We start from the raw sequence: 16,568 nt of genomic DNA, 5'->3' as shown, positions 1-16,568 counted from the left end.
GGGACTCGAAGCGCGATTGTCGGGCGAGGGACCACATGAAAATACTGATCTACGGGCTGAATTACGCGCCCGAACTGACGGGAACCGGCAAATACACGGCGGAAATGGCGGAAGCGCTGGCTCAAAGCGGCCATGACGTGCGCGTCGTCTGCGCACCGCCGTACTATCCGGAATGGAAAGTCGGCGATGGCTATGCGAGCTGGCGGCATCGCTTCGAGACGCGCAAGGGCGTGCGTCTCTGGCGCGCGCCGTTGTGGGTGCCGAAGAAACCGAGCGGAGCGAAGCGCATGCTGCATCTGTGCTCGTTCGCGCTCAGCTCGCTGCCGGCGGTGCTCATGCACGGACTCTGGCGTCCGCATGTCGTGATGACCATTGCGCCGAGCCTGGCCAATGCACCGGGCGCGCTCGCGCTCGCGCGTCTGACGGGCGCGCGGTCCTGGCTGCATATTCAGGACTTCGAAGTAGACGCAGCGTTCGATCTCGGTCTGCTCAAGAACGCACGCGCGGCGCGTGGCGCGCTTGCGTTCGAACGCTGGCTCATGCGGCGCTTCGACGTGGTGTCGTCGATCTCGGACAAAATGGTCGAGCGCGCGGTGAAGAAGGGCGTGGCGCCTGCCGATGCCTTCCATCTGCCCAACTGGGTCGATACGACCGCCATCTATCCGATCGACCGCCCGAGTGCCTTCCGGCGCGAACTCGGCATCGGCGAACATGCGAAGGTCGTGCTCTATTCGGGCAACATGGGCGCGAAGCAGGGCCTCGAAGTATTGGCTTCAGCCGCCGCCGCGCTCGCTGCACGCGATGACGTCGTGTTCGTGTTCTGCGGCAACGGCGCGACGAAGGCCGAATTGCAGAAGCGTTGTGCCGATCTGCCGAACACGCGCTTTCTGTCGCTTCAGCCGGTCGAGCGTCTCAACGAACTGCTGAACCTCGCGGACATTCACGTGCTGCCGCAACGCGGCGATGTCGCGGATCTCGTGATGCCTTCGAAGCTCACCGGCATGTTCGCGAGCGCGCGCGCGGTGGTGGCGATGGCGCATCCGGGCACCGAGCTGTATGAAGCGGTGTCGGGGCGCGGCGTGGTGATCGAACCGGAAAGCGTCGAAGCATTGACCGACGCGATCACCATGCTCGTTCGCAATCCCGCATTGCGTGCGCGTTATGGCGAAGAAGGGCGACTCTTTGCACAGGAACGGCTCTCGCCGCAGGCGGTGTTCGCGCGCCTCGAAGAGCGCCTGAAGTCTCTCGTCGGCGATGCAGCCGTCACGCGTGCAAGCGATGTCGTCGAGATGCCCATCGTCCGCATGAAGGAACGCGGGCCCATCCTGCCGCAAGTCGAGAAGATCGAGTGAACGATGCGCCGGCCGTTCGGTGCGCCGAAGCGCGCTGAACGGCCGATGCTGCATCAATACGGCGACTTGTAAATCTCCCTCTGCCGCATGGCGCCCGCCGGCGGCTTCATTCCATTCGGCGTGCGATAAAGCGTGGCCGCCGCGCCCTGGGGCATCATCATCGCCTTCGCGTCGGCATTGCGTCCGGCACGCCGCACTTGCGGGCCCGCGCCCGCGTCATCCACATAGCCATTCTGTTTCGCGAGCAGCTTGTCGGTGGGCGAAATGCCTTGCGCCGTCTGCGCATTGGTGATCGGTCCGCGCTTGCCGCCTTTGCCGTTGACCGGCGCGCCGTAGGGATCGGCGTATCGGTCGGGGCTGCCAAGCAGATCCATTTCCGATGGCACGCCCGGTCCCGCTTGTTGGACGAGCGCTGCATCGGAGAAATTGCCTGCATGCGCCAAGGGCGATGCGACCAGCGCAGCCAATACAAGCGGCATGATCGCCGCGCGCAGCTCGTGTTTCATTGGATTCTCCGTGGCTTGTTGCAAGTGAACGGCATGCATTCTCTAATGTTTCGTTGAGCTTTATACAGACGCGGTGTGGATGCATCGGTACGCTACTTCACGCGGCATGATGAATTGCATGCGCACGAAAGAAGCTTAAGGCAGGGCTCCGACCGCGACCGCCAAAAGTCTTGCCGATGCAGCCATGCGTGTCATGGCGCACATGGCGCTTTTTGGCGTTCGCTGATAATCGGTTCACCGTATCGGGTCAGGCGCAATGAACGCCGGCGATGCGCAGAACAACAAGCGATAAGCAATAAGCGACCAGCAACAAGCGATAAGCGATAAGCAACGCGAGCGGGGATTTCATGGACAGAGCGATCGACGAGCGATGCATCGGCGCGGCCAGCGATGAGCGCGGCAACCACATGCCCGATGCGCGCGTCAGGCGCGGCGGTGTAATCGATCTCTCGCTCGCGGGGCCGGGCAATTTCGTGGCGAAGCGCGGCTTCGTCATGGAGCTTCTGTGGTTCTTCGTGGAAGCATGCTTCATCAATAACAAGCTGATACCGGTTTCGTTCGTGCGTGTAGCGCTGTTGCGGGCGTTCGGCGCTCGCATCGGCAGGAACTGTCGCATGCCGCATCCCATTCGCGTGAAAGCGCCGTGGAATCTCGAAGTCGGCGACAACTGCTGGTTCGGCGTCAATGCGTGGATCTATAACCAGGCGGACATTCGCATCGGCTCGAACGTGTGCATTTCGCAAGGCACGTTTCTGACGACGGGATCGCACGATGCGGCGGGCAACATGGATTTGCAGGTCGCGCCGATCGTGATCGAGGACGGCGTGTGGATCACATCCAAATGCGTCGTGCAGATGGGTGTCACCATCGGACGTTCGGCACTCGTCACGCCGCTTTCGGTGGTGCACCGCTCGCTGGAAGCGGAAGGCGTGTACGGCGGCAATCCGGTGCGGTTCTTAAGGAAGCGCTTTCCCGCATGACATACGACGCCCGACGCATGGGCAACGCAGCACGAGCGCGATGCATCGCGAGCGGCAGGGCGGCATCGCTAAAGGCATAACAAGAAGGAGCACGGGGCAATGTTCATCGACAGCCGGAACGTTGAAGAAGGCGCAGTCATCGAGACCACGGTTTGCATTATCGGCGCGGGTGTCGCCGGCATCACGCTGGCGCTGGAGCTTGAAAAGCAGGGCATCGGCGCATGTCTGCTCGAAAGCGGCGGATACCGCGCCGACAACGAAACGCGCGACCTGTATCGCGGGGAAAACGTTGGGGTTCCTTACGAATTCGCGGACGGTTGCCGCAGCCGCTTTCTCGGCGGCAGCAGCAACTGCTGGGGCGGATGGTGCCGTCCGCTCGATCCGTGGGACTTCGAAAAGCGCGATTGGGTGACCGATAGCGGCTGGCCCTTCGGCCTCGAAGAACTGCGCCCGTACTACGAGCGCACGCATGCGCTGCTGCAACTGGGCGAAAACAATTTCGATCCCGCGCATTGGGAAACGGCGATCAACCGGTCCGACGTGCGCCGTCACCCGTTCCCGAGCGGCAACGTGCGCGACACGATCTCGCAGTTCAGCCCGCCGGTGCGCTTCGGCAAGGTGTATCGCAAGGACTTGCTGGCGGCGAAGAACGTGCGCGTGTTCCTGCATGCGAACGCGATGAACATCGACACCGACAGCGACGCGCGCTCGGTCACGAAGATCGACGTCGGCACGCTGACGGGCCGCCGCTTCGCGATTCGCGCGAAGGTGTTCGTGCTCGCGACGGGCGGCATCGAGAATGCGCGGCTCCTGCTTTCGTCGAACAAGGTGCAGGCGGCCGGTCTCGGCAACGGCAACGACCTCGTCGGCCGCTATTTCATGGACCATCCGCGCATCATGTCGGCGAGCGTGCACTTCAAGAAGGAATGGGCGCGCAACAAGCTCTACGACATCAAGTATCACTATCAGAACAAGGCGGTCTCCGCGAACGGCACGTTCATCTCGTCGCAGTTCGCGCTCACGCAAAAGGTGCTGAAACGCGAGAAGCTGCTCAACGCGCGCTCGTGGTTCTACTCGGTGTTCCGCGGCGAGAACACGAAGGGATCGGAAGCGCTGATTCGCGCGAAGCAGGCCATGCTCAAGAAGGATCAGCCCGGCTACAGCATGGCGGCGGATCTCGTCACGATGATGACGAACCCCGTGGATACCGCCTGCTTCGGTCTTGCGCGCCTGTTGCAGCCGCGTCCGCTCATCACCGACGTGAAGATTCAAACGATCGTCGAGGCCGAGCCGAATCGCGACAGCCGCGTGACGCTGTCGGGGCAGAAAGACGCGCTCGGCATGAATCGCGTGAAGGTGGACTGGCAGGTGACCGAACTGGTCAAGCGCACGTTCGATCGCACGGTCGCGCATCTCGCGGCTGAATTGCGGCGCGGCGGCGTGGCGGACGTCACGCTCGACGAACCGCTGCAAGGCAAGCCGTGGCCCGCGCAACTCGAAGGCACGTGGCATCACATGGGCACGACGCGCATGCACGATTCGCCGAAGAACGGCGTGGTGGACCGCAACCTCAAGATCCACGGCATGAGCAACCTCTATGTGGCGGGCAGCTCGGTGTTCCCGACCGTCGGCGCGAATTTCCCGACGATCACCATCGCGGCGTTGACCTTGCGGCTGGCGGCTCATCTGCAACGCGTCATCAAGAGCGACGATACCGCGCCGACCATCGTCACGTCATCGGGCAAGCCGATGCGTCATGAGAAAGAAGCCGAAGCGCTGCCGATGGCGGCGTCTGCAATGCATATGCGAGGAGACCTGGCGTAGCAGCCTGGCAGTTGGGGAAGGGGGCGCCGCCGGTTCGGAAGACCGGCGGCGTTTTCTTTGCTGGCTATAATCGGCATCCGTCCTTTTGCTTCGGAATGTCCGCACGTGAACAAGCTTACAGTCATCGCACTTGCATCGCTCCTGCCGCTCATGTTCGCGGCCTGTTCTTCAGCCGAGAAGGAAGCGCAGCAAGCGCAGGGTTTCGCGCGCTCGCAGCAATCGCTCGAGGCGGCGCAACGCAGCGCGAGCGTCCAGTGCCGCGATGCCGCGCAATGCAATGCGATGTGGGATCTGACGAAGCGTTATATCGAGCAGAACTCGAATCAGCCGGTGATTCGCGCGGATGCCGTCGCGATCGAAAGCGACGTGCCTTCGCGCTCCGGCAAGCCCGTGTATTCGGCCACGCGCGTGGCGAAAGGCGATGGCGCGACGATCTCGCTCTATGCGCAATGCCGCGGCATGTACGGCCCCGAAAGCGCGAAGGGTTCCGACTTCGACGATTGCGCGAGCAAGATCATCGCAGTGCAGAACCGCTTCGCGAACTTCCTTCAATCCGGCCGCTGATTAGCGTTCGAATGACGCGGACAATGCGCCGCGTGTAATGCCGTCGTCGCGCGTGTTCGCCGTATCGCGCAGCACGCGGACGAGGTCCTTCGACATCGCATCGACGTGAAAGCGCCGCATGAACGTATCGAGCGCTTGTTCGCGCATGACCGAGGCAGCGCGTGCGTCCATGCGCAGCCAGGTCGATAGCGCGTCGATGGTGCCGTCGAGCGTATCGGTTGCAACGATGCCCGCGCCGTCTTCCTTCACTTCGCGCCAGATGTTGACCTTGTCGGAGATGAGCACCGGCAGCTTCGATCCCAGCGCTTCCGCGACCGCAATGCCGAAGTTCTCCTGATGCGACGGCAACGCGAACACGTCGCTCGTGCGGAACGCGCCCCACTTGAGATCGCCCGTGAGCATGCCGGTCCATGTCGTGCGGTCTTCTATGCCGAGATCCTTCGCGAGCGTGCGCAATTGCGCGGCCCAGTCGCTATCGTCGGGGCCGGCCATGACCAGATGCGCGCGCGGATCGATATCGCGGACGGCGGCGAATGCTTTCAAGAGCAGGTCGCATCCTTTCTTTTCGTGAATGCGGCCGAGGAAGAGAATCGCGCGCTTGGCCCGGAGCTGCGGAAACTTCGCGAGAAAGGCATCGCGCAACGCAGGCGAATCGGCGGGCGGCTGACGCGTGCCGAACGACACCACTTCTTCATTCGCACGATAAAGCCTGAACGACTCGCGCGCGAGCAGGCGCTCTTCCTCTGTCGTGAAGAGCACGCGCCTCGCATCGCGCAGCACGCGATATTCGGCCCACGGCCAATACACGCACTTCTTCAAGTGCTTGAGCGGATACGTGCGCTTGAACCACGGATCGAGCATGCCGTGCGGAAACACGTAATACGGCACCTTGCTGCCGCGCAGCGCCTTCCATGCGCCGAAGCTATGGTATTGCCACAGCCCGTTGACGATGATCGCGTCGAAGCGTGGTGCATGTTCTTGCAGCCAAGGCACGAGGCGCGGGCATAGCCCGTAGAAGCCGCGCGACGGACCGAGCGCATGCAGGCGCAAGCCGAACGCGCGGAGATAGGGCGCGTCCGGCGCATCGAGCGATACGACTTCGATTTCATGGCCCATCGCCTGCATGCTGAGGCCGCTTTGCAGCACGCCTTCGGTGGGACCGCCCGCACGCGGATCGACGGTGGATAGCAGATGCAGAATTCTCATGACGCGACGTTCCGTTCTCGCTGGCTTCACGCGGACGGTGCGAGCGAACTCGCGCCCGACGGCGGCTCATTGTGACGTTCGTATGCGATGCCCGGCGCTTGCGCTGCATGCGCGGGCAGCAGATCCGACAGCGGCTCGTCATGCGCATACATGTCCGGGCGCATGCCGGAATATCGCCTTTTGAACGATGCCAGTTGCGATGCATGCTCCGCGCGCATCCGCATGTTGTGTGCGATACGTCCGAACGCCGCGACGAGAAGGCCGAGCGCGACGCCGAACACGATGCCGGAGAAGCGATTGCCGAGCGGATTGCCGCCGACGGACGTCGCGGGCAGCGCAGCCACCACGAGCAGCGCGCGGCCAAGCACCGGCAGATACATCGCGTCGGGCGAGCGGCGCCGCCATGAGCGATACGCCATCGAGCCGCGATACAGCGCCCACAGCAAGGCAATGGGCAACGCAACGCCGAACAGCAGTCCGCCCGCGAAGAACTGATAGATCCAGAAGTTATGGCCCGCCGCCCATTCCTTGATCGCGTAGAAGTCCTTCGGCGTGAACTGGCCTGCGAGGTCCGGCAGGTAATCGGGCGAATAGCGATAGTCGTGACCGTAGCCCTTGCCGACGAAGACCGAGAGCGTGTCCGACATCGTCTGGTCGTACTGGTCCTTCATTTCTGCAAGACGCGTGATGGTGGTCGGATCGCGGCCGGATTCCGTGGCCTTCGCGAACGACATGCGCTGCGACCAGTGTTCCGCGACGGCCGGGAAGAACGCAGCGGATGCGGCGACCATCGCGCCGAGCAGCGAGGCGATCAGGAGTGCGCGCAAGCCCGCCTTGAAGAGATGCTTCGGCGATGGCGCGGCGAGCCACGTCGCGAACACGAACAACAGCAGCGAGCCGACGAGCAGACTGCGCGTGACGCTGAGCAGCTCGATCACGACCGTCGCAAGAAAGAGCAGCACGGTGAACTTGGTGATGCGTTTCGCGACGACGAACTCATGCAGCAGCAGCCCTTGCAGACAGAGGAACGTGACCGACACGATGCGAAAGCGCACGTTCTCGAGGCCGCCGCCGGTCGCCATGCCATAGGCGAAGCTGAATACGAGCGATGCGACCATCGACCAGAACATCGCGCGTTCGATCTGTTCGAGCCGCTGCGAATCCCACGGACGGCAAGCCACGAAATAGCCGAGCAGCATCAGCATGAACGGCAGGATCACGCGCATGTAGTTGCCCGAGTCGTTTCCTTGCAGCACTTGCGTCGCGGCACTGCCGAGTATCGTGATGAGAAGGAGCGATGTGACGAGCGTGCGCAAGCGCGAGCGATGCGCAAAGCGCGGCGCGATCATCAATAGCGCGACGGCCGCGCCCATGGCGGGCACGGTGAGCAGAATCTGAATGGCCTTGCTGGCGGTTTCCGCGGCCTTGAAGTCGAATGCGAGCGGAAGCAGAAAAAGCCAGATCCAGACGACGGCGAACTTGTTGCGCATGGCGTTCTCTTTTAGATGGCGTCGCGGTGTGATGCCGCTGCGTGCCCTGGAAGCCTGGATTCGCGTGTCGTGAGCTTCGGCTGAAGCTCGTGCGATGGTCCCCGGGTACCCCGTATTTGTGAGTCGAATATATCAGCGGCCAAAAGCGCTCGCGAAAGCGGCGGCGTTTAGCGACTAGCCTTCGGCGCGAATCGACGGATGGCCATGTGCGCCTCACCACGCTCGCATCGAACGGTTCGCGCATGTGTTGCCAAGGCCGCACAGCGCGTGTTGCGGTGTCGTTTAGGCGCGTGATTCTGGCGGACCGCGACAGCCGTCTGCAACGAACATTGGACTGCCGGAGAACCGGCGTGAGACCACGACAAATAGCGATGCGCGTGCGTGCGCCGATATGAGGAACCCGGGCGGCGAGGCATCCAACATAAACAAGACCTTCGCAGACAGGGGGAAGGCCATGAGCCTTTTCGGCGTGACACGCATGCCAGGACCCAATCGATCGATTGAGCTCGATTTCATCCGGGGACTTGCCATCATCGCAGTGATGGGGTTTCACTTCCATTCGTATCCGACCGGCAGCGCCTTCATTGCCGCCATCGAGTATCCGCTCAAGAACTTCGGCCACGAAGGCGTGAATCTGTTCTTCACGCTAAGCGGCTTTCTTGTCGGCGGCTTGCTGCTCAGGCAATACGCGCAGGAAGGGCGTATCGATGCCGGGCGCTTTATCGTGCGCCGTATCTTCAAGATATGGCCGGCGTACTACGCGCTCATTCTGTTTCATGTGATCGTGGGGCGTCATCCGACCGATACGTTCCTCGTGCAGAACCTCACGCACATGCAGAACTACTTCGGCTCGTCGGTGGCGCAGACATGGAGTCTTGCGGTCGAGGAACATTTCTATCTGTTCCTGCCGCTCTTGCTCATCCTGTTCTCGCGCTGGCAAACGCGCGTCAACACGATACTCACGGTCCTCGGCGCCATTTGCGTCGCCGTGCTGATCGGGCGCAGCGTCGCGGTTTATAACGGCGATCTCGAAGGCACGTTCTTCTATACGCAATACCGCATCGACAGCCTGCTCTTCGGCGTGATGCTCGCCGCGATCTATTGGCTCAAGCCCGGCGTGTATCGCGGCATTGCGCAGCGAAAGGGCCTGTTGATCGCGGCGGTCGCGGGGCTCGTGCTCTGGCTCGTGTTCGGCACGCGCAACGCGTCGGTTGATCAAAGCATCGGTTATACGGTGCAGGCCATCGGCTATTGCGCGTTGATCGTGCTCACGGTCGAGTATTCGGGACGCATTCGCGGGTCGATCCTCTATCGCGTGATCGGGTGGATCGGCGTGTATTCGTATGGCATCTATCTGTGGCATTCGCTGGCGCTCGCACCGGGCGACATGCTCATCCGCAAGGCGGCCGCGTGGCATCTGCCGGCCATTCCCGCGTGGGGCGCGATCATGCTGGCGCAGTTCGCCATTGCAATCGTGGTGGGCTATGTGACGACGCGCGCGATCGAGTTCCCGTTCCTGCGCATTCGCGATGCGTTGTTTCCCGCGAAGCGCAAGGCCGAAGTGCCGGAGGCGGCAGGCCGGCAGGCTTGATGCACAAAGAATAAAGCCCGTTCCTGCGGTTATCGCAGGAACGGGCTTTTATCGTTTCCAGATCAGGCCATCGCCTGGCGCAACGTCTCCTTGAACTGCGTGAGCGTATTGCGTTCGAGCAGATGCCCTTGAACGAGAGGTTGCGTGCTTCGCGCGAGCACATCGTCGAGTGCGCGATTGATGGATTGAGGCGTGAGATCGTCGATGACAGGCCCCAGGTCGCCCGTGCGGCAGAACCAGCCGATAAGTCCATCGGCTGTCGCGACAACCGGCTTGCCGAAGCGGAACGCCTGCACGAGCACGCCGCTCATGCCGTAATGGCCTTTATAGCCGAGCCACACCACATCGCAGGCGGAGAACAGATCCAGCTCCATCTCGCTCGGGATGAAGCGATCCATCACGATAGGCGCAGGCTCGAGCTTCTTCACCGCCGCTGTCAGCAAGTCGCGCGCATCGTCGTCCTGCTTGCCTGCGATCACGAGCGTGGGCGCGCGTGCATCGCCATTGCGCGCGGCGAGCGCATCGATCAGTTCGAACAGTCCCTTGCGATCGTTGATCGCGCCATACACGAGCACGTGCTTGCCGTCCGATAACCCGAGCCTCTGCTTCGCCGCCGATGGCTCCGCCGCGTGAGCATCGGGAAACGGATCGGCGAGATAGTCGATGCTCGTGCCGCCCGCGTGATTCGCGTTGCGCTTCCACCAGTCGGGCAAGGTCGGGTCGATGGTCAGCAACGTCTTCATGCCGCCCACGCGAACCGCGCGCGCGAAGAGCTTCGACTTCACCGCGTTGACGAGCGGCCGGCGCGGCGCGCGCACGCCGACGAGATGATGATGAAAGTTCGAACGCATCGTGACGCCGACCCACGGCGTCGTGCCGAACGGCGAGCGCAGGAACGGCAGCGCGAGCAGGAAGTAATCGACATAAGGCACGACCACGAGCGCGACCTTGTGCTCGCGGCTCGCCATCGCGTAGGCATGACGGAACTCCGCATGCGCGCGCATATAGCTGATGGATGAAAGACCCTTGCGCGCGCCGTGCTCGGGCGGCGCAACGAGCGTGATGCGAAGCGCATCGCCGCCTTCTTCATGGATCTTCCTGACGAGCGGATGCGCGGCATTGCGCGGCGTGGTCACGATGAGGCATCGATAGCCCGCTTCCATGTACGCGTTCGCGGCCCATTCCGCGTAGCGCCAGCGATGGCCGCTGAAATCAGGCTCGATGATGAGGACGGTCTCTTTCGCCATGAAGTTCGTACCCGGCATGTAGAAGTGGATTGAAGCATGGTCCGTTGCGCGGACGGATGAACACTAACATCGCGTCGGCGTATTCAACGGCCACATTTCAGCCCTTATTCGCAACGCGCGATGTGGCCGAGGACACGTTGCAGCACGCGTCAACCCGCGATAACGCGCATGCCGGGCCGATATGCACTACGCGTTGTCGTCCGGAACATAGCCGGCCACGATACTTTTGCGACAGTCGCCTGAATACAAGCGTCGTCGTGCGCGCACCCGTCGTCCGGGCATGGTGCGTTGCATGACACGCAAGGCGCATCGCGCGCGATATAGACCTATCGACGTGCCACGAAAATCGAAAATGACAGCAGCGCGGGGAAATTGAGTGAGATCTGTCCGGCTATCTTTCTTGCCAGCACGCGCGCGCTTCGAGCACGACGCGGCGTTCTGGGTGCTCTTGCAGCAAGTGGCGGTGCGCGGGTTCGTCGCCGTCAAGTTCCTGGCCATCGGCCGCATACTCGGACCTGAAGCGATCGGCGCGGTCAGCATCGCGTTGCTCGCGGTGGCGATCGCCGAATCGTTGTCCGATACCGGGCTTGCACAGGCCGTCGTGCAGGGACGCAATGCGCCCACGCACGACGAGCTCGGCGCGGTATGGGCGACGCTCGCCATGCGCGGCGTGTTGATCGGCCTTCTGATTGCCGCGCTCGCGCCGTTGATGACGAGCCAGTTCCATATGAGCGGCTCGATCGGCCTGATCCTGCTTGCAGCCGCATTGCCCATCGTGCGCGGCATCGCATCGCCCGCGTACTTCATCGTCACGCGTCAGCGCGGCTTTCAGAAGCTCGCGGGCGTGGAGACATCGGCGGCGTTCACGGATTGCGCGGTGGGCCTTGCATGCGCGCTCTCGGGCGCGGGCGCGTACTCGGTGCTGATCGGCCTCGTCGCGGGCGAGTTGCTCAAGACCACGCTCACGTGGACTGCCATGTCGCCGCGTCCGCCCATTCGCTTTTCGTTCGCGGGCATCTCGCACTACGTCAACTTCAGCCGATGGATCTGGGCGGGCAGCGTCGTCAATCTGCTGCTCAATCAGTTCGACAAGGTCGTCGTCGCGAAGCTGCTCGGACCGGTGCAACTGGGCGCGTATCAGATGTCGTCGAAGCTCGCGCAGATGTTGCTCGCCGATGCGGCCATCGCGATGTCGCAGTATCTCTTTCCCACGTTCTCCGAGCATCATCGGCGTGATGTCGCGGGCGCGCGCAAGCTCTTTCGCCGCTATCTGCTGATCGCGGGCGCGGGCCTGACGGTGCTCGTGATCGTGCTGCGCTTCGCCGCCGAGCCGCTCTTCAATCTCGTGCTCGGACCGGCGTGGCTTTCGGCGGTGCCGCTCTTCAGGATCTTCGTCATCAACATGGCGATCGGCGCGGTCATCGCGGTGCTCGTCTCGTGGCTGCGCGCGGCGGGCATGCCGAAGGTCGCGACGCACGCGTCCATTCTTCAGGCCATCGTGCTGTGCGTCACGGTGCCCATCGCCACGCATCTGTGGGGCGTGACGGGCATTGCATGGGCGATGACAGCGGGCCTCGGCACAGCCGCGGCGTGGATGCTCTATAAAAGCGTCAGGGAGGCGTAATGCGCATCATCCATCTCGTGCTCGCGCCGCGTCTTTCCGGCGCCGAAGTGCTGGCGAAAGACCTGGCGATTCATCAACAGCGTGGCGGGCAGACGGTCGCGATCGCGTCGCTCACGCCCGCGCACGACGACTTCACCGCGTTGCAGGCGGAACTGGTCGCGAACGGCGTGCAGTGTCTCTTCCCGGAGCGGAAGCCGGGACGCGTCGGCAAGCTGTGGAATCTCTATCGCACCATCAGCGCCTATCGCGCGGACGTGGTCTTCGCGCATGCGACGATCCCCGCGTTCTACGCGCGCATGCTGCCGCTTCCGGCGCCCGTCGTCTATGTGATGCACTCCGCCACCAACGACTTCGAAAGCGCCACGTTCAGGCGCGTCGAACGCATGCTGTCGCGTCGTGCGCGCGCGGTGATCGCGGTGTCGCCGGCCAATATCGACGATTACGTGAGCGCGGTAGGCCGCCATCCTTCGATGACGCTGATCCCGAACGGCGTGGACATGTCTCGCTTTTCGATGCGTGCGGGGCACGGTGCCATGAATGCGTCGAATCAGATCGTGCAGATCGGGCGCTATACGTCGGTCAAGAACCAGCTTTCGACGGTGCATGCTTTCCAACGCGTTGTAGAGCGCGTGCCGGATGCGCGGCTGCTGCTGTGCGGCGTGATCGAAGATCCGGCGTATCACGCGGCCGTGGGCGATCTCGTCGAGAAGCTCGGGCTGTCGAATAACGTAAGCCTGCAAGGGCCGCGTTCGGATGTCGCGGAGCTGCTGTTCTCGTCGAGCGTCTTCGCGATGCCTTCGCGTTCGGAAGGGCACAGCATCGCGTTTCTGGAAGCGCTGGCGTCCGGCGTGCCGGTGGTCGCGAGCACGATCCGCCCGTTCGCTTTCGCAGCGGATTTCCCCGGCGTGCATCTCTGCGATCCCGACGACACCGCCGCTTACGCCGATGCGCTCGTCGCCGCGCTCACGCAACCGCGCGCGCACAGGCCGCTCAACGGCCTCACGCTCGCCGATACGGCCGCGCGTTATCTTGCCGTCGCGCGTGACGTGGTGCGCGGCGCGCCGGACCCAGCGCCTGCCTGAAGCATCGAGCGGCAAGTTCTACACGTCACATGGCTGTCATCGCATGCGCCAGCCAACCAATGCTGGCGCATGTGCCGTTTTTCGCGTATCAAAGAGAAGGCTGCAGCCCTCATGGAAGGAGACCCCATGTCCGACATGCTCAGCATCTCAACCCCCGACGGCGATTTCGACGCTTACGTGGCCTATCCCGCGCAGACGCCTGCGCCCGCGGTCATCGTTCTTCAGGAGATTTTCGGCATCAACGCGGACATGCGCGAGACCAGCGATGCCTACGCGCGTCAGGGCTATGTCGCGTTATGTCCTGACCTGTTCTGGCGGCTCGAGCCGAACGTGAATCTCACGGACCGCACTGAAGGCGAATGGCAGCAGGCGATGAAGTACTACAACGCCTTCGATCTGAACACGGGCGTCGAGGATATCGCGGCGACCATCGGCTTTGCGCGCGGGCTACAGCAAGTGCAGGGCAAGATCGGCTCGGTCGGTTTTTGCCTGGGCGGACTGCTGTCGTTTCTGACGGCGGCGCGCACGGATGTCGATGCATCGGTATCGTATTACGGCGGCGGCACGGATCAGCATGTGGGCGAGGTGCCGAACATCAAGATTCCGTTGCTCATCCATCTCGCCGAGGAAGACGAGTTCATCAATGCCGATGCGCGCAATCGCGTGCTGTCCGCCATCAAGGGACGCGGCAACATCGAGGCGTACACGTATCCCGGCTGCCATCACGCGTTCGCGCGCAATCACGGCGCGCATTACGATGCCGCCGCCGCGAAGCTCGCCAATGACCGCACCGCCGATTTCTTCGAAAAGCACCTGAAATAAGGCACCAAACGAAAACGCCGCCTGATAAGGGCGGCGTCGGTCGTGCGAAGGAACGCGTTATTTCTTCACCGTGTGCGGTCTGCGAAACACCATCCAGCGCGGCACCTTGAAGCGCACGATGCTCACGTACAGCCACACGTACGTGACCGCGAAGACCACGACGAAGCAGAAGAGATGCACCGTATGCCGCCAGAACAGCGTCGCCGGAATGACCGCGATCAGGCATAAAAGCCATAGATAGGGCGACGTCAGCGAATTGCGGCGCGTGATTTCACGCGCGTTCTGCGCACCGACGGCCCAGCGCATCAGCCGCTTGTAGACCAGCATATGCAGATGCACGCCATCCGGAATGCCGGGCGACATGCCGCGAATGAACTTCTTGCGATAGATCGAGAAGCACGTCTCGAAGATCGGATACATGAAGAGCAGCACCGGATACCACGCGGAGACATCGCGATTGCGCATCACGAGCATGATCGACAATTCGGCCAGCATGAAGCCGACGAAGTACGCGCCGCCATCGCCGAGAAAGATCAGGCCCGCGGGGAAGTTCCAGATGAAGAAGCCCATGACCGCGCCCATCATGATGAGCGACCCCGACAGCACGACCGGATCATGCACCTGGAACGCGACATACGCGAGCGAGGCGAACATCATGAACGTGACCATCGATGCGAGGCCGTTGAAGCCGTCGATGATGTTCACCGCGTTGGCCAGCGCCGCGACCGCAAGCACCGTCACCGCGCATGAAATGACCGCGTAGGAGAGCAGGAAATCGAGCGGCGGCACGCTGATGCGCGTCACCGCGATGCCCAATAACGCATACGCAAGACCGGCGGCGGCCATCGTGCAGATGAGACGCACGAGCGGCGTCACGCGCTTGGTCAGGTCTTCGAAAAGTCCGGAGAGAAACGCCGGCATGCCGCACGCGATGACGCCGAGGATGCCGGCCGCGACGAGCGGATAAGTCCATCGCAACTGCACCGCCGATGCGGTCAGCCCGCACAGAATGCCGACGCCGCCGATACGCGGCACGGGCCGCGCGTGAAACTTCTGCACGCCGGCGAGATCGGTGTCGCCGAGCACGCCTTCCTGCAAGTGTGCAAAACGCACGATCAACAAGGTCACGACGAGCGAGACCAGAAAAGCAAGCGCGAAACTAAGCATGAAAAATGGACCGGTTGATGACAGCGCCCGGCGTTCATCGAAACGAACGGCGATGCCGGGCGCGGCGCGACTTTAAGCGAACCCTTGCGGATTCTGCGACTGCCAGCGCCAGTGATCGGCGCACATGCGTTCGATGCCGTGCTCCGCGAGCCAGCCGATCAGCGATGCAGCGGCGCTCGGATCGGCGTAGCAGGCGGCGACATCGCCCGGACGGCGCGGCACGATTTCGTAAGGCACGGGCTTGCCGGACGCGCGCTCGAACGCCTTCACGACATCCAGCACACTATAGCCTTGCCCCGTGCCGAGATTGACGACGAAGCTGCGATCGAGCCGTTTCAGCGCGTCAATGGCGGCGATATGTCCGCGCGCGAGATCGACCACGTGAATGTAATCGCGCACGCCGGTGCCGTCGTGCGTATCGTAATCGTTGCCGAAAACGCGCAGGCGCTCCAGCTTGCCGACCGCCACTTGCGCGACATAAGGCATGAGGTTGTTCGGCACGCCCGCCGGATCTTCGCCGATGAGACCGCTTTCGTGCGCGCCCACCGGGTTGAAATAGCGCAGCGTCGCGATGCGCCATGACGGATCGGACACTTCGAGATCGCGCAGAATCTGCTCGGCGATGAGCTTCGACTGGCCATACGGGTTCGTGGCCGACAGCGGGAACGATTCGTCGATCGGCACCGATTGCGGCACGCCATACACCGTCGCCGACGAGCTGAACACGAAGTTGCGCACGTTGCGCTCGCGCATGACGCCGAGCACCGCGAGCAGGCTGCCGATGTTGTTGCTGTAGTAATCGATCGGCTTTGCGACCGATTCGCCCACCGCCTTCAGCGCGGCGAAGTGGATGACGCCGGTGATCGCGTGCGCGTCGAAGATGCGCTTGAGCGCGGCTTCGTCGCGTGCGTCTTCCTGATAAAACGTCACGCGCTTGCCCGTGATGCGCTCCACGCGCTTCAGCGATTCGGCGCGGCTGTTGACGAGGTTATCGACGACCACCACGCCGTAGCCTGCATCGAGCAGTTCCACGCACGTGTGCGAGCCGATGAAGCCCGCGCCGCCCGTGACGAGGATGTTGCCCTTCGTAATGTCGTTCATTCGTGTGTTCTC

At 62.8% G+C, this 16,568-nt stretch carries 14 protein-coding genes; 8 read left to right on the top strand and 6 right to left on the bottom strand.

The window, feature by feature from the left end; genetic code table 11:
- Nucleotides 1-35: 35 nt before the first annotated feature.
- Nucleotides 36-1,352 (top strand): glycosyltransferase WbuB, encoded by a 1,317-nt coding sequence (locus tag AWB72_RS16520; RefSeq protein ID WP_087128304.1) that lies wholly within the window; start codon nt 36-38, stop codon nt 1,350-1,352.
- A gap of 53 nt (nt 1,353-1,405) precedes the next feature.
- On the opposite strand, the gene AWB72_RS16515 is transcribed toward AWB72_RS16520, so the two are convergent.
- Nucleotides 1,406-1,858 (bottom strand): hypothetical protein, encoded by a 453-nt coding sequence (locus AWB72_RS16515; protein ID WP_087128303.1) that lies wholly within the window; start codon nt 1,856-1,858, stop codon nt 1,406-1,408.
- A gap of 407 nt (nt 1,859-2,265) precedes the next feature.
- Between AWB72_RS16515 and AWB72_RS16510 the strand changes: the two genes are divergently transcribed.
- The 3 genes from AWB72_RS16510 to AWB72_RS16500 all read left to right on the top strand — a co-directional run bounded on the left by AWB72_RS16510 (nt 2,266) and on the right by AWB72_RS16500 (nt 5,226).
- Complete coding sequence (locus AWB72_RS16510) at nt 2,266-2,838, top strand: DapH/DapD/GlmU-related protein (RefSeq protein WP_244285660.1); 573 nt, start codon at nt 2,266-2,268, stop codon at nt 2,836-2,838.
- 99 nt (nt 2,839-2,937) lie between these two features.
- Entirely contained in the window at nt 2,938-4,662 is a 1,725-nt protein-coding gene (locus AWB72_RS16505) for an FAD-dependent oxidoreductase (protein WP_087128300.1), read from the top strand.
- 105 nt (nt 4,663-4,767) lie between these two features.
- Entirely contained in the window at nt 4,768-5,226 is a 459-nt protein-coding gene (locus tag AWB72_RS16500; protein WP_244285651.1) for a hypothetical protein, read from the top strand.
- On the opposite strand, the gene AWB72_RS16495 is transcribed toward AWB72_RS16500, so the two are convergent.
- Together AWB72_RS16495 and AWB72_RS16490 are read right to left on the bottom strand one after the other, a co-directional pair.
- The gene (locus AWB72_RS16495; RefSeq protein ID WP_087128299.1) at nt 5,227-6,432 is read right to left on the bottom strand and encodes a glycosyltransferase; all 1,206 of its coding nucleotides are present in this window, start codon (nt 6,430-6,432) and stop codon (nt 5,227-5,229) included. It lies immediately after the preceding gene.
- 26 nt (nt 6,433-6,458) lie between these two features.
- Nucleotides 6,459-7,922: a hypothetical protein gene (locus AWB72_RS16490; protein WP_040050779.1), complete on the bottom strand. Its 1,464-nt coding sequence runs from the start codon at nt 7,920-7,922 to the stop codon at nt 6,459-6,461.
- A 454-nt stretch (nt 7,923-8,376) separates the two neighbouring features.
- Between AWB72_RS16490 and AWB72_RS16485 the strand changes: the two genes are divergently transcribed.
- Nucleotides 8,377-9,513: an acyltransferase family protein gene (locus AWB72_RS16485; protein WP_040050778.1), complete on the top strand. Its 1,137-nt coding sequence runs from the start codon at nt 8,377-8,379 to the stop codon at nt 9,511-9,513.
- 62 nt (nt 9,514-9,575) lie between these two features.
- Here AWB72_RS16485 and AWB72_RS16480 read toward each other — a convergent pair whose 3' ends face one another.
- Nucleotides 9,576-10,760 (bottom strand): glycosyltransferase, encoded by a 1,185-nt coding sequence (locus AWB72_RS16480; protein ID WP_244285649.1) that lies wholly within the window; start codon nt 10,758-10,760, stop codon nt 9,576-9,578.
- 376 nt (nt 10,761-11,136) lie between these two features.
- Here AWB72_RS16480 and AWB72_RS16475 point away from each other — a divergent pair, with 376 nt between their 5' ends.
- From AWB72_RS16475 to AWB72_RS16465, 3 genes are all read left to right on the top strand, one after another.
- A complete protein-coding gene (locus AWB72_RS16475) occupies nt 11,137-12,384 on the top strand; it encodes an oligosaccharide flippase family protein (protein WP_087128296.1) in 1,248 nt (415 codons plus the stop codon).
- Entirely contained in the window at nt 12,384-13,466 is a 1,083-nt protein-coding gene (locus AWB72_RS16470) for a glycosyltransferase family 4 protein (protein WP_087128294.1), read from the top strand. The genes AWB72_RS16475 and AWB72_RS16470 overlap by 1 nt, the downstream gene beginning before the upstream one ends.
- A 126-nt stretch (nt 13,467-13,592) precedes the next feature.
- A complete protein-coding gene (locus tag AWB72_RS16465; RefSeq protein WP_040050774.1) occupies nt 13,593-14,288 on the top strand; it encodes a dienelactone hydrolase family protein in 696 nt (231 codons plus the stop codon).
- A 57-nt stretch (nt 14,289-14,345) separates the two neighbouring features.
- On the opposite strand, the gene AWB72_RS16460 is transcribed toward AWB72_RS16465, so the two are convergent.
- Nucleotides 14,346-15,455, bottom strand: a complete 1,110-nt coding sequence (locus AWB72_RS16460) for an MraY family glycosyltransferase (protein WP_040050773.1) — start codon at nt 15,453-15,455, stop codon at nt 14,346-14,348.
- 72 nt (nt 15,456-15,527) lie between these two features.
- Complete coding sequence (gene galE / locus AWB72_RS16455) at nt 15,528-16,556, bottom strand: UDP-glucose 4-epimerase GalE (protein ID WP_087128293.1); 1,029 nt, start codon at nt 16,554-16,556, stop codon at nt 15,528-15,530.
- Nucleotides 16,557-16,568 lie beyond the last annotated feature (12 nt).

It is taken from the genome of Caballeronia concitans (assembly GCF_001544615.1).
GTDB classification, from domain to species: Bacteria; Pseudomonadota; Gammaproteobacteria; order Burkholderiales; family Burkholderiaceae; genus Caballeronia; species Caballeronia concitans.
Note: the sequence above shows the minus strand (reverse complement) of the source record. Positions and strands in the feature narration are given on the sequence as shown.